Origin of the sequence: Mesorhizobium sp. Cs1299R1N3 (assembly GCF_037179625.1) — a bacterium.
Classification (GTDB): domain Bacteria; phylum Pseudomonadota; class Alphaproteobacteria; order Rhizobiales; family Rhizobiaceae; genus Mesorhizobium; species Mesorhizobium salmacidum.
Genome location: NZ_JAPYKQ010000001.1, coordinates 631,903 through 645,379, shown reverse-complemented (window position 1 = coordinate 645,379; position 13,477 = coordinate 631,903). Strand labels below are relative to the sequence as shown.

Below are 13,477 nucleotides of genomic sequence, written 5' to 3'. Positions count from 1 at the left end.
GGCAGAAATGGCCGAACGGTCTTTTGCCAAGGAAGTCGAAAAACTGAGGCTCGGCGCCGGCGAGGAATTTGCCGGCGAGGGCATCCTCGCCATCACCAAGGCGCTGCTGCAATGCGGCGTCGGCTATGTCGGCGGCTATCAGGGCGCGCCGATCAGCCATCTGATGGATGTTTTGGCCGATGCGCAGGACATTCTGGGCGAGCTCGGCGTGCATTTCGAGGCCAGCGCCTCGGAAGCCACCGCCACAGCCATGCTCGCCGCCTCGGTGCACTATCCGATCCGTGGTGCCGCGACCTTCAAGTCGACGGTCGGCACGAACGTCGCTTCCGACGCGCTGGCCAATCTCGCGTCCGGCGGCGTCACCGGCGGCGCGTTGATCATCGTCGGCGAGGATTATGGCGAGGGCTCCTCCATCATGCAGGAGCGCAGCCATGCCTTCGCCATGAAGAGCCAGGTCTGGCTGCTCGACCCGCGCCCCAACCTGCCATCCATCGTCAAGGCGGTGGAGGATGGTTTCGAGCTGTCGGAAATCTCCAACACGCCGGTCATGCTGCAGGTGCGCATCCGCTGCTGCCACGTGCATGGCCATTTCATCGCCAAGGACAACAAGCGTCCGCCGATGACGGTCGCCGATGCGCTCGAAGCGCCGCGCCGCGACACCGGACGCATCGTGTTGCCGCCCGCCTCCTTCCTGCATGAAAAGGAGAAGGTGCAAAAGCGCTGGCCGGCGGCGGTGGATTTCATCACCAGGAACAAGATCAACGAGTTCTTCGGCTCGGACCACGGCTCGGTCGGCATCGTCATGCAGGGCGGCATGTACAATTCGGTCATCCGTGCGCTGCAGCGGCTCGGCCTTGCCGACACCTATGGCGACACGGATGTGCCGCTCTACGTGCTCAACGCCGTCTATCCGCTGATCGACGACGAGTTCCTCGCCTTCTGCGAGGGCAAGCAGGCGGTGCTGGTGGTCGAGGAAGGCCAGCCCAACTACATCGAACAGGCCTTTGCCGCGATGCTGCACAAGGCGGGGCGCGGCACCAGGTTGGTCGGCAAGGAACATCTGCCGATGGCCGGCGAATATACGGGCCAGGTCATGCTCGACGGCATCGGTGCCTTCCTGCGCGCAGAAGCCCCGCATCTTTTGCCGGGCGAGGTGCGCGCGCCCAACAAGGTTGGCGACGGCCTCGACACGGCCGATCTGATCAACGTCGTGCCGGGCCGGCCGCCGGGCTTCTGCATCGGCTGCCCGGAGCGGCCGATCTTCGCCGCGACCAAGCTGGTTGAGCAGGAACTCGGCAAGCACCACATCGCTTCCGATATCGGTTGCCATCTGTTCTCGATCATGCCGCCTTTCGAGCTCGGCGCCACCACGATGGGCTACGGACTGGGGCCCGCCTCGGCCTCGGCGTTCAACTCGCCCGACGCCAAGCGCCGCTCGATCTCCTTCGTCGGCGACGGCGGCTTCTGGCACAACGGCCTGACCTCCTCGATCGGCAATGCGGTGTTCAACAAGAATGACGGCGTCATCGTCATCGTCGACAATTTTTACTCGGCCGCCACCGGCGGCCAGGACATCCTCTCATCGCGCGCCGGCAACAAGACCAAGTCGACGAAGCATCCGATCACCGAGGCGGTGAAAGGCATGGGCGTCAAATGGCTGCGCCACGTCGACCGCACCTACGATGTCGGCAAGATGCAGGACACGTTGCGCGAGGCGCTGACGACGGACGAGAAGGGGCCAAAAGTCATCGTCGCCTCGTCCGAGTGCATGCTCAATCGCCAGCGCCGCGAAAAGCCGCTGGTCGACAAGGCGATCAAGGGTGGGACAAGGGTCGTCAAGCCGAAGTTCGGCGTCGACGAGGACATCTGTACCGGCGACCACGCCTGCATGCGGCTGTCCGGCTGCCCGTCGCTGTCGGTCAAATCGCTCGACGATCCGCTGCGCGACGATCCGGTCGCATCGATCGACCAGAACTGCGTCGGCTGCGGCAATTGCGGCGAGGTGGCGGACGCCGCGGTGCTGTGCCCTTCCTTCTACCGCGCCGATGTCGTGCACAACCCAAGCCGCTGGGACCGTTTCCTGGAGACGGCGCGCCGCGCGACGATCGGCTTCCTGCAGAGGCGGCGCGAAAGCCGGCGCCTGATATTCGCCGATGCTTGAGCCTGTTCCTTCCTTGCATCCCAGGTCCGGTGCTGCCGATGAGCCGGTGATCAAGCTCGCCGTGCTGGCCGTTGGCGGCCAGGGCGGCGGCGTTCTGGCCGACTGGATCACCGACGTCGCCGAGCGCAATAGCTATGTCGCGCAATCGACCTCGGTCGCCGGCGTCGCCCAGCGCACCGGCGCCACCATCTACTATATCGAAATGGCCCGCGACGCCGGCCGGCTGCCGGTCTTCGCGCTGTCGCCCTCGCAGGGCGATGTCGACATCTTGATCGCCGCCGAATTGATGGAAGCCGGCCGTGCGATCATCAGGGGCTTCGTCACCCCCAACCGCACGACGCTGATCGCCTCCTCCCACCGCATCGCCGCCGTCTCGGAAAAGATCGAACCGGGCGACGGCCGCGCCTCGTCGTCCAAGGTCCATGCAACGGCTGAGGCCGCGTCGAAGCGCTTCATCGCTTTCGACATGGAAAAGATCGCCGCCGACAACGGCTCGATGATCTCTGCCAGCCTGCTTGGCGCATTGGCCGGCTCCGACGCTCTGCCGTTTACCCGTGAAAGTTATGAACAGGCGATCGGCACCGGCGGCCGTGGCGTCAAGGCCAGCCTCGCCGCCTTCGGCGCGGCGTTTGATCGCGCGCGGGGCCTGGCGGCGGCACCTTCGTCAAAGCCGGCGGAGCCAGCGATTGTCGAATCCGCCCTGGGTACCGCGCGCGTGAGCGGTCCGCAAAATCTGCTCCAGGGATGGCAGGCGCTGGCCGCTCGCATCGATCTGATGCCTCTGGCCGTGCGCGACATGGCGCTTCGCGGCCTGAGAAAGGTCGTCGACTATCAGGACATCGCCTATGGGCGCGAATACCTCGACCGGTTGGACAAGGCCGTCGCGCTGGACAGCGCCGGCCACGCTCATGTTCTGTCCATCGCCGCCGCCAAGCATCTGGCCAATGCCATGTGCTACGACGACATGATCCGCGTCGCCGATCTGAAGACGCGCTCGACCCGCGACAGGCGGGTCCGCAAGGAGGTTGGCGTCAAGGACGGTTCGGTCCTGCAGGTGACCGAATATTTCCATCCCCGCATCGAGGAGTTCTGCGGCACGCTGCCGGCGGGGCTCGGCAGCTACATAGAGAACCGGCCCAAGCTCGCCGGCTTTCTCGACCGCCGCATCAACCGTGGCCGCCGCATCCGCACCGACAGCTTTGCCGGCTTTGCCGCCCTGTGGTTCATCGGCGGCCTGCGGCGCTGGCGCCGCGGCCTGCTGCGCCACAAGGTCGAGACCGCGCATCTGGAAGGTTGGTATACGTTGGCGCTTGGCTACGTGCCGGTCGACTATGCCGTTGCCGTCGAAATCCTCAACTGCCGCCGGCTGATCAAAGGCTACAGCGACACCCATGTGCGCGCCCAGTCGAAATTCGACCGCGTACTTTCTGCTCTCGACTTGCTCAAGGGCCGCGACGATGCCGCCGACTGGATACGCCGCCTGCGCGAGGCGGCGCTGAAGGACGAGAAGGGCGATATGCTCGACGGCGCGCTGAAGACCGTAGCGACGCTGGGGTCATCTCCAATCACCTGAGTTTCAGCGGGTGACCTCCGCCGATCGCGCCGACCAACCGCCTTCGTGACTCTGGCAACACGGCTGGCCGCCACCGTTGCACCTCCTCGCTCATCAATCCGCTCTCTTGTGAACAGCGTTCATTTTTAGCTTGAACATTGTTCACGTTGTGGTAAGTTGGGACCATGAACATTGTTCATAGGGAGAAGCGGAAATGCTGAACGGCTCCACGACAGACACCGGGCAGGGCCGCTGGCCGAAACGAGCCTGGACTTGTGATCGCTGCGAAGATCAGACGCGGTAAGAAGTTTAACCAGCTCACGTTATTACAACGATTGAAACAGCGCATGAAACCGCGGGGACCACCGGAGCATCGCCGCGTGGTTCCGCCCAAATGGGAAATCGCCATGAACACGCATCTCATGCTTTCGCGGCGCTTCGCGCCGCTTTTCTGGACGCAGTTCCTGTCCGCCTTCAACGATAATTTCCTCAAGAACACGCTGGTGTTCCTGATCCTCTTCACACTCGCCGCCGACCAGGCGGCGTCGCTGGTCACCTTGGCCGGCGCCGTGTTCATGGCTCCGTTCCTGCTCCTGTCGGCGCTGGGCGGCGAGATTGCCGACCGCTTCGACAAGGCGCTCATCGCCCGCCGGCTGAAATTTGCCGAGATCGGCGCCGCGGCCGTCGCGGTCGTCGGCATCGCGCTGTCCTCCATTCCCGTGCTGATGACCGCGCTGTTGATGTTCGGCGTCATCTCGGCGCTGTTTGGGCCGATCAAATACGGCATCCTGCCCGATCATCTCGAGCGCAAGGAATTGCCCCGCGCCAACGCCTGGATCGAGTCGGCGACCTTCGCCGCCATCCTTGGCGGCACGATCGTTGGCGGCGTGGTCTCCGCCGACGGCATTGGTGTCGCGGTCTTCGGTCCGATGATGATGATCCTGGCGGTCGGCTGCTGGGCCGTCAGCCGCTCCATCCCTTCGACCGGCTCCGCCGCGCCGAACCTTGTCATCGACTGGAACATCTTCCGCTCGACATGGCGGCAGGTCAGCGAATTGCGCACCGACACGCGCATCTGGCGCGCCGGATTGATGACCTCGTGGTTCTGGCTGATCGGCGCCATCGTGCTTTCGATCCTGCCCACGCTGATCAAGGATCAGCTCGGTGGCAACGAGATCGCGGTCACCGCGTATCTCGCGGTGTTCGCCGTCTCCATCGCCATCGGCTCGGCGATCGCCGCCTGGATGTCGCAAGGCCGCATGGTGCTGCTCCCGGCGCCGGTCGGCACGGCGCTGCTGGCGCTGTTCGGCTTGCACCTTGCCTGGACGATCTGGAGCATGCAGCCCTCGCCAAAAGCCGAAACCCTTGGTCTCTTCTTCGCCGGGCCGAACACCATCCGTGTTGCGATCGACCTTGCCGGCATGGCCATTTCCAGCGCCTTCCTGGTTGTGCCGACCTTCGCCGCCGTGCAGGCCTGGTCGCCCGAGGCGCGCCGCGCCCGCGTCGTCGCCGCTGTCAGCATCGTCAACGCCGGCTTCATGACGATGGGCGGCATCCTCGTCGCCGCCATTCAGGCCGCTGGCGTGTCTATTGCCAGCGTGCTGTTCGGGCTTGCCGCCTTCAATGCCGTGGCCGCCTGGCTGATGTTGAAATATCTGCCGACCAACGCCTTCCGCGACTTCGTCTCCATTCTCTTCCGTGCCTTCCATCGTCTGGAAGTGGAGGGCCTGGAAAACCTGAAGGCCGCAGGTCCGGCGCCCATCCTGGCGCTCAACCATGTCAGCTTCCTCGACGGCCCGCTGGCGCTGACGCTGACCGATGAAGAGCCGGTCTTCGCCATCGACTACACGATCGCGCAGGCCTGGTGGATGAAGCCGTTCCTCAAATTGACCCGCGCCCTGCCGCTCAATCCGGCCAAGCCGATGTCGACGCGCACGCTGATCAAGATCGTGCAGAACGGCGATCCGCTGGTCATCTTTCCCGAGGGCCGCATCACCGTCACCGGCGGGCTGATGAAGGTCTATGACGGCGCCGCCATGGTGGCCGACAAGACCGGCTCGATGGTGGTGCCGATCCGCATCGAGGGGCTGGAGAAAAGCCCCTTCTCGCGGCTGACGGCGCAGCACGTGCGCCGCCGCCTGTTCCCGAAGGTCAGGGTCACCATACTGCCGCCGGTCAAGCTCAAGGTCGACGACGATCTGAAAGGCCGCAAGCGCCGGGCCGCCGCCGGTGCTGCGCTCTACCAGGTGATGTCAGACCTCGTCTTCCGCACCCAGCATATCGACAAGACCGTGCTCGAAAGGATCATCGAGACGGCGACCGAGCGCGGCATGAAGCAACTTGCGGTGCAGGATCCGGTCGCCGGTTCGCTGAGCTACGGCAAGCTGCTCACTGGTGTCGCGGTGCTCGGCGAGAAGTTCGAGACGCTTTATGCCGGACAGGACACGCTCGGCATCATGCTGCCCAACGCCAATGGCGCCTGTGCCGCGCTGCTGGGCGTCATGTCGGCCGGCAAGGTACCGGCGATGATCAACTTCACTGCCGGTGCCACCAACATCCTGTCCGCCTGCAAGGCGGCGCAGGTAACCACCATCCTGACCTCTCGGGTTTTTGTCGAGCAGGCCAAGCTCGGCGCAATCGTCGAGGAGGTCGGCCAGTCGGTCAAAGTCGTCTGGCTCGATGATCTGCGTGCAACGATCGGCCTCAAGGACAAGCTGCTTGGCCTGTTGCGCAAGACCACGCCCAGGGTTGCCCGCAAGGCCACCGACCCGGCCGTGATCCTGTTCACCTCGGGCTCCGAAGGCACGCCGAAGGGCGTGGTGCTAACCCATCGCAACATCCTGGCCAATGCCGCACAGGCCGCCTCGCGCATCGATTTTCATTCAGGCGACAAAGTGTTCAACGTACTGCCGATCTTCCATTCGTTCGGGTTGACGGCGGGCACGGTGCTGCCGCTGGTGTCCGGCGTTCCCGTCTATTTCTACCCGTCGCCGCTGCACTACCGCATCGTGCCGGAACTGGTCTATGCCTCGAACGCGACGATCATCTTCGGCACCGACACCTTCCTCAGCGGCTATGCGCGCACCGCCCATCCCTATGATTTCCGCTCGGTGCGCTATTGCTTTTCCGGTGCCGAGCCGGTCAAGGCCTCGACCCGCGAAACCTATATGGAGAAGTTCGGCCTGCGCATTCTCGAAGGCTATGGCGTCACCGAGACGGCCCCGGTCATCTCCATCAACACGCCGATGTACAACAAGTCAGGCACGGTCGGAAAAATCATGCCCGGCATGGAATACCGCCTGGAACCGGTGATCGGCGTCGAAGGTGGCGGACGGCTGTTCGTACGCGGCCCCAACGTCATGGCGGGCTATCTCAGGGCCGAAAAGCCTGGTGTGCTCGAGCCGCTGCGGGACGGCTGGCACGACACCGGCGACATCGTCAGCATCGACGATGCCGGCTTCGTCAGCATCCGCGGCCGCGCCAAGCGATTCGCCAAGATCGGCGGCGAGATGATTTCGCTGGCTGCCGTCGAAGCATTGGCGGGCGAGCTGTGGAAAGGATCGCTCTCGGCGGTCGCGACAGTGCCGGACCTGCGAAAGGGCGAAAAGCTGGTGCTCATCACCGAAGCCGAAAAGGCGACGCGCGCCGAGTTTCTGGCCTTCGCCAAGGCAAACGGCGCCATGGACCTGATGGTGCCGGCCGAGGTGCGCGTCGTGGCGCATGTGCCGGTGCTTGGCTCGGGCAAGATCGATTTCGTCGGCGTGACCAGGCTGGTGCGCGGCGAAGACTTCGCGCCCGCCAAGGTCGAGGCCGCCTGATCGCGGGCAAGAGCGAGACGGCGCCGCGGCAGAAAACGCGGCGTCGCCAGACGTCAGACAATCAGGTTCATCATCGGCTTCACCGCACCCGAGTCCGGAAACACCTTCTCGCCGAGCACCGCGGCCGAAAGTCCGAACTGGTCGGCGAGCAGGCCTTTCAGCACCGCCCTGACATCGCTGGTCGGCGCAAGGTCGCGTTGCTGGTAAAGTTGCGCGGGCTTCAGCCCCGGCCAGTCGGCGATGACGCGCCCGCCCTTGATCGCGCCGCCGGCGAGCAGCACCACGGTGCCGGTGCCGTGATCGGTGCCGACCGTGCCGTTGATCCGCGCCGTGCGGCCGAATTCGGTGATCGCGACGATGGCCGTATCCTTCCAGCGTTCGCCGAGACCTTTTTCGAATTCCTCGAACGCCCCGTCGAGGCCGCCGAGCAAAGTGGCGAGCCGGCCGGTCGCGCCACCCTCGTTGACATGCGTGTCCCAGCCGTCGAAGGCGAGTGCCGCGACGCGTGGCCCGTCATCGGCCGCGATCAGCCTGGCCGCGCCTTGCGCGGCCTGCCGCATGCCGGCGGCGCTGTCGAGGCCGCCTCCAGGCTTCATCGCCTTGACGCCGATCTGGTCGTCGAGTGCCATCTTGTTGGCGTCGAGGCCCTTCTGCAGCGCCACCGCCAGCACCGGATCGCGGTGCTGGTAAAGATCGAGAACGCGCGTCGCGAGGTCGCCTGCCGGCGCTGGCAGCGATTGCGGCGCCCAGCCGAGCACCGGTGCCGCGCCACGGATCACCAGCGGCGTCGACGGCCCGACGGCCAGGCCGCCAAGCGTCGCCACGCGGTCGCCTGCCGGCAGGTTCTCCAGCGCCCGGTTGAGCCAGCCGCTAGCGACATGGCCGGGACCGGCAAAGCCGCTTTCAAGCACATCCTGTCCGTCGAAATGCGAGCGCTCGCGATAGCCTGTCGCCGCCGCATGCACGACGGCCGCCTGGCTTGCCTTGAACAGGCGCGCGAACACCGGCATCGCCGGATTGATCGCGAAGAATGCATCGAGCGGCAGCGCCGCATGCGGACCGGAAAGCGACAGGGCGATGTCGCCATGCAGGCCGGCATAGTCGGGGTCGCCGACCGGACCGACCGCCGACAGGCCGTCCAGCGCGCCACGCAGCACGATGACGATCAGGCGCGGGTCGCGGTTGTCGGCGGCGCGGGCGAAGCGGGGCAGATAGGCCCAGGCAAACAGCGCGCCGCCGGTCATCAGCACGGCGCGGCGGGAAGGGTGAGGGGTTTCACACAGCAGGCTCATGACTTGGTCTCCATGGGAGTTGTCGGCGCCGGACCTATCGCTCGAGCTATCGGCGCTGGAATTCGGGCGCCATCAGCAGCAGCGCCAGGCCTTGCTGCTTGGACTCGGCGCGGGCGACCGCCTGCCGCGTCTCCGGCGAGGCGGAGGGCCCGATCACCGCGTCGAGCATGTCGTTGGGATTGCCGATATCTTTCACCTGCCTGGCGGCCTGCCACGCGATGTCGAGGCGGATCTTCATGCCCTCGGCCGATGCCCAGCTGTCCGCTTGGTCGGAAAAGCCGTTCGGTCCCGGCGGCTGCCAGAGCGGCTGGCCCAGTGCGTTGAGCCAGTTGAGGGACTGGCCGGGATCGTTCGGTCCCGGGCCGGCCGCTCGCCTGATGGCAGCGACATAATCGAAGGGCGAGCGCATTTTGGCCAGGGGCGTCGACCACGCCTCCGGCAGGTCGATGAGCGCCGCCGCCAGTGCCCTGAGATTGCCGTCGTTCTTGACGAACACCTTTGCGAGACGGGCGACCGCCGCCGGCGGCGGGTCATCGGCTATGAAATGGCGGGCAAGTTGCGTGGCGATGTGTTGCGCGGTCGCCGGATGACGGGCGATGTCATTGAGCGCGGCCTCGGCCTGGCCCATGCCGCCGGCCGGATAGGTCTTGCCGAGCAGCACCGCGTCGCCCGGCTCGTGCGCATTGGCGTTGAAGACGGAACTGCCGGGTTCGCCCAGCCGTCCTTCCCGCCCGGCCATCGTCCAGCCGGTCAGGATGCGCGCGAAGCTGGTGACGTCGGCCTGGTTATAGCCGCTGCCGACACCGAGCGTGTGCAGTTCCAGGATCTCGCGGGCGAGGTTCTCGTTGAGGCCGCGCTGCCGGTTCTTGCCGGCGCGGGAGTCCGGGCCGATCGACTGCTGGTTGTCGAGATAGAACAGCATGGCCGGATGCCGCTCCACCGCCATGAGCATGTCGGCGAAGCGGCCGAGCACGAAGGGCCGGATGGCTTCCCGTTCGAAGGCCCCGGCGCTGGCGCGCACGATGTTGGCCTTGGCCACGGAGACGCAGAAATGGTTCGACCAGAAATAGACGAGGCGCTCGACGAAGCCGGCCTCGGCCTGCATTGCCGTGTCGAAGCGCGCCTGGGCCTCGGCCCGGAACAAGATGGCCTCGACGGGCGGCACGGCGGGCTTGGCCTTGGCAGCGGCCGGGGCGGTGGGCGGCGACATGCCCGGTGCGGCGGGTGGCGGCATAACCGAGGCCGAGGCTGGCGTTTCCGTGCCCGTCGCCGGCTGCTCTGTCGCCATCCGCTCCCGGTCCAGCTTGCGCTGGAGGTTTGCCGCCATGCTGGCCTGGATGGCAGGCGTGCTTCCCTTGAGATCGGCATAGGTGGGGTCGTCGAGCGATATCATGGCGGCGTCGAGCCGCCGCAGTTCCGTCTTGAGATAGCCGCGTGGGTCGTTCGCCAGCCTGTCGCGGTCGCCGGGTCGGGCTCCGAGGCCGAAGCGGTTGAAGGCGATCAGGGCGGGATCCGGCGGCGCGGAATCTTTAGCCTGGGCTGCCATGTCAGCGCTCCATGGTTGGATCTCATGCGAGGTGCGCGACGCCCGATTGGGCTGTTTCCCCAGCTCAAACCGGGGATAGGCGGCCGGGCGGCGGGTGCCGCCCGGCCCTCCCGCGCGCTTACCAGCGGTTCCAGCGGTGCCAGTGGCGGTGCGGATGCCAGCCGTAGTAAGCCGGGCCGTGCCAATAGCGGTAGCGCGGATACACCACGACACGGTTGGGAACGCAGCGCCCCCAGGGATTGGGATGCCAGCCGGGCCCGCAACCCCAGGCCACATGCTCGATCAGCGCCGGGGCGGCCGGTTGCGCCACCATCGGCATGGCGGCGGAGGCCGCGACGGTTGCTGCGGTTCCGGTCAAGGCGAGGACGGCTGCTGCCGCATACTGTGTCAGGCGGTTCATGACGTTACTCCGAATGTTGTCCGAGAATGAAAAACCTGTTCGCACCGATTGGTCCGGCAGGTCTGCCCTTCTCCCGGTTAAACGGCCCCGCGGGCTTTTTCCGTCGGTCGTCACGGCGATTTTTTTGGCTCTGCCTTCGGCTGCGGCCCGGCCCGCCTGGCCAGCCCTTCCGCCAGCACGGCGCGATCCGCGGCCGAACCCGCCGCCGCGAATTCGATGATGCGCTGCTCAAGCCGCGTGCGCACGGCGATGTCGGCATTGCGGGCCCGCTTCAGCGCAGCCGATAGGGCCGCCGTGTCGACAACCGGCTGGCGCAGCAGGTCGGCTGCCTCGCGCCTGGCCTGCTGACCATCGAGGATGACCTGGCGGGATTCGCGCCGCACTTCGCGCAGTGCCTTGCGGAACAGCATGCGCTCCTGGTCTGGAAGCCGGCCGCCGGCGGCTTCCAGCGAATAGCCCTGGCCGGACTTGCCGCTTCTTATCCAGACGGCCCCGCCGGCAAGCGCCCCGGCCAGGAAGACGTTCAGCACCACCGATGCGATGATGAGGTTGCGGCCCATGCTCATAGGCTCTCCTCGCCGTTTTCGGCATCGGGCCCGGCATCGCCGAACGCCGTTACATTGGCATCCAGCACATAGTGATCCGATCCGGCTTCCGGCGTGACAATGCTCACCAACGCCAATCCGGCGACGGCGCCCGCCAGACCAATGCCGGCGAGTCCCAGACCCAGCCACCAGAACCGATGACGCCGGCGCTGGACGAGGTGCCGGTCGGCTGCGCGCAGGATGCTGCCGTGCAGCGCCTTGCCGGGATGCTGGACGCTATAGCTGTCGAGCAGGGCGTCAAGTGTGTCGGCCTGTCGCGAAATGGCCTGGCCCGCTTCACTTGAAGCAAAGGCTATGGCGGCTTCGCGTTCCGCTTCCGGCCAGCGGCGCAAATCGCCGCCATAGGCATCCGCCAGCGCTGCGAAACGCTTGGCATCCATTGCCGGCCCGTCTTCGATGTCTTCAGCCATTTGTTTTCCCCTTGCACCTCGGTGCCGCGTGCCCACGCGGGTCGGAAACAACGCAGACCAACCGGACGCCGGCAAGGCGGGTTGAACGTACAGTATACGGGCGCGCGCCTTTCTCAGTCATGGCCGCCATCCCCGGCCAGCATCGCCTGCAGCGCCCGCCGGCCGCGCGACAGCAGGCTCTCCAGGGCATCGACACTGATCTCCAGGGTCGCGGCCGCCTCGATGTTGGACATCTCCTGATAGTAGACAAGGATGATCGCCTCGCGCTGGCGTGGCGCGATTGCCTGTAAGGCCTGCTCGACCCGATGCGCCTCTTCGCCAGGATGGGAATCGGGAAGCGGGGCGGGATCGACAATGTCCGGCATCTCGTCGGTCACCCATTCGCGGCGCCGGCGCAGCCGGTCGTAGCAAAGGTTGAGCGTGACCCGGTGGACCCAGGTGTCGAAGCGTGCATTGCCACGCCGCCACTTCGAGGCATGACGCCAGATGCGCACGAAAGTTTCCTGCGCGACGTCCTCGGCCTCCGCCGCATCGCCCAGCATGCGCACGGCAAGCGAAAGGATGCGCGGCAGCTTGCGCGCGACGAGCGCCTGCACCGCCGCGGGATCGCCGGCACCGACCCGACGAACCAGCTCCTCGTCCGGATCGGCGCTCATCGGCTGGCGCACTCCCGATATCCATCACACGTCATAGCCTCTTGGTCACTGCTCCGGCTTGGGAGCGGATTTGTGGCTCGGCCTCTCGTCGGCCGTCAGAATGCCGTCGCCATTCTTGTCCAGCCTGGCAAAGCGCTTGGCGAAGAACGCATCGAGCTCGGCCCGGTCGATGAAGCCGTCATGGTTGGAATCGATGCGCGCGAAGGATTTGGCGGGGGCGCGCCTGACGTTGCGTTTGGCCTGAAAGGCCTGCCATTCCAGCAGGCTGATCTTGCCGTCGCCGTCCGTGTCGGCGGCCATGATCGCCTTCTCCCGCCGTTTCTGGAACTTGGCCAGTGTGATGTCGGACTTGGCGGCCGACGATGTGCCAGCCGACGATGCGGCTGCGGGCGACGTGGCGGCAGGCGGCGTCGCGGCCGGTGGTTGTGTCGCTGTCTGGGCCAGAGCCGCGGTGGTCAGCACGCTCAAGGCAGTGGCAAGGATCGAACGGCGTATCATGCTTCACGTCTCCGGTTGGCGCATTGCCATGGCCCAATGCCACGGTCACGCTTCAGCCGTTAAACGTCGTGATCATAAAAATCCGTCGGTCACCCTGCCGATCACGCGCTTGCCGGCGATGACGGACCGTGGCGGTCCCGGAAACGGCAGAACACTTCGTCCGGTGCGTCTGGAGCCGCGCCGGCCCGGCCATCCGTTGGCTAAAGCGGGAATTACGTCGATTGGTCGGCGGCTACCAGCTGCTCCTGCTTGAACCCCGCATGTTGCGGGGTCCACACATCGCCCTCGCGGTTGAACCAGTGGCAGAGATACATGCCGGAAGCGGCGCCGTCGCTGACCGTCATCCTCGGGCCTCCCGACCTCAGCTTGACGACGTCTCCGGTCTTGAAAGTGTTGGGCATTTGGACCTCCCATGCTGACGCCGCGAGTTTCACATCAAACCCCGGTCTCGACAATGGCGGATATGCTTCGCCGGTGTCGCGATCCACTGCACGGGCAGTGACGCAGGTGCTGATTGCAGCATGCGGGTGGACAGAGGA

The 13,477-nt window shown here is 65.9% G+C and carries 11 protein-coding genes; 3 read left to right on the top strand and 8 right to left on the bottom strand.

Annotated elements, in window-relative coordinates; all coding sequences use genetic code 11:
• Positions 1 to 7: 7 nt before the first annotated feature.
• The 3 genes from O7B34_RS02995 (at position 8) to O7B34_RS02985 (ending at position 7,531) form a co-directional block, all read left to right on the top strand.
• Positions 8 to 2,161 carry an indolepyruvate ferredoxin oxidoreductase subunit alpha gene (locus O7B34_RS02995; RefSeq protein ID WP_337144802.1) on the top strand — a complete coding sequence of 718 codons (2,154 nt, stop codon included), beginning with the start codon at positions 8 to 10 and terminating at the stop codon, positions 2,159 to 2,161.
• Positions 2,154 to 3,734 carry an indolepyruvate oxidoreductase subunit beta family protein gene (locus tag O7B34_RS02990; RefSeq protein ID WP_337144801.1) on the top strand — a complete coding sequence of 527 codons (1,581 nt, stop codon included), beginning with the start codon at positions 2,154 to 2,156 and terminating at the stop codon, positions 3,732 to 3,734. The genes O7B34_RS02995 and O7B34_RS02990 overlap by 8 nt, the downstream gene beginning before the upstream one ends.
• A 386-nt stretch (positions 3,735 to 4,120) precedes the next feature.
• On the top strand, positions 4,121 to 7,531 hold the full coding sequence (locus O7B34_RS02985) for an acyl-[ACP]--phospholipid O-acyltransferase (RefSeq protein WP_337144800.1): 3,411 nt from the start codon (positions 4,121 to 4,123) through the stop codon (positions 7,529 to 7,531).
• A gap of 53 nt (positions 7,532 to 7,584) precedes the next feature.
• On the opposite strand, the gene O7B34_RS02980 is transcribed toward O7B34_RS02985, so the two are convergent.
• The 8 genes from O7B34_RS02980 to O7B34_RS02945 all read right to left on the bottom strand — a co-directional run bounded on the left by O7B34_RS02980 (position 7,585) and on the right by O7B34_RS02945 (position 13,339).
• Positions 7,585 to 8,823 (bottom strand): DUF1501 domain-containing protein, encoded by a 1,239-nt coding sequence (locus O7B34_RS02980; protein WP_337144799.1) that lies wholly within the window; start codon positions 8,821 to 8,823, stop codon positions 7,585 to 7,587.
• 46 nt (positions 8,824 to 8,869) lie between these two features.
• Positions 8,870 to 10,369, bottom strand: coding sequence for a DUF1800 domain-containing protein (locus O7B34_RS02975; RefSeq protein WP_337144798.1), 1,500 nt, complete (start codon positions 10,367 to 10,369; stop codon positions 8,870 to 8,872).
• A 118-nt stretch (positions 10,370 to 10,487) separates the two neighbouring features.
• Positions 10,488 to 10,769: a GCG_CRPN prefix-to-repeats domain-containing protein gene (locus O7B34_RS02970; RefSeq protein WP_337144797.1), complete on the bottom strand. Its 282-nt coding sequence runs from the start codon at positions 10,767 to 10,769 to the stop codon at positions 10,488 to 10,490.
• Positions 10,770 to 10,879: 110 nt separating this feature from the next.
• Positions 10,880 to 11,335, bottom strand: coding sequence for a periplasmic heavy metal sensor (locus tag O7B34_RS02965; protein WP_337144796.1), 456 nt, complete (start codon positions 11,333 to 11,335; stop codon positions 10,880 to 10,882).
• Positions 11,332 to 11,784, bottom strand: a complete 453-nt coding sequence (locus O7B34_RS02960) for a hypothetical protein (protein WP_337144795.1) — start codon at positions 11,782 to 11,784, stop codon at positions 11,332 to 11,334. The genes O7B34_RS02965 and O7B34_RS02960 overlap by 4 nt, the downstream gene beginning before the upstream one ends.
• Positions 11,785 to 11,897: 113 nt before the next feature.
• Positions 11,898 to 12,440, bottom strand: coding sequence for an RNA polymerase sigma factor (locus O7B34_RS02955; protein ID WP_337139166.1), 543 nt, complete (start codon positions 12,438 to 12,440; stop codon positions 11,898 to 11,900).
• Positions 12,441 to 12,485: 45 nt separating this feature from the next.
• Positions 12,486 to 12,938 (bottom strand): EF-hand domain-containing protein, encoded by a 453-nt coding sequence (locus O7B34_RS02950; RefSeq protein ID WP_337144794.1) that lies wholly within the window; start codon positions 12,936 to 12,938, stop codon positions 12,486 to 12,488.
• Positions 12,939 to 13,150: 212 nt separating this feature from the next.
• Positions 13,151 to 13,339, bottom strand: a complete 189-nt coding sequence (locus tag O7B34_RS02945; RefSeq protein ID WP_027142105.1) for a YodC family protein — start codon at positions 13,337 to 13,339, stop codon at positions 13,151 to 13,153.
• Positions 13,340 to 13,477: the final 138 nt, after the last annotated feature.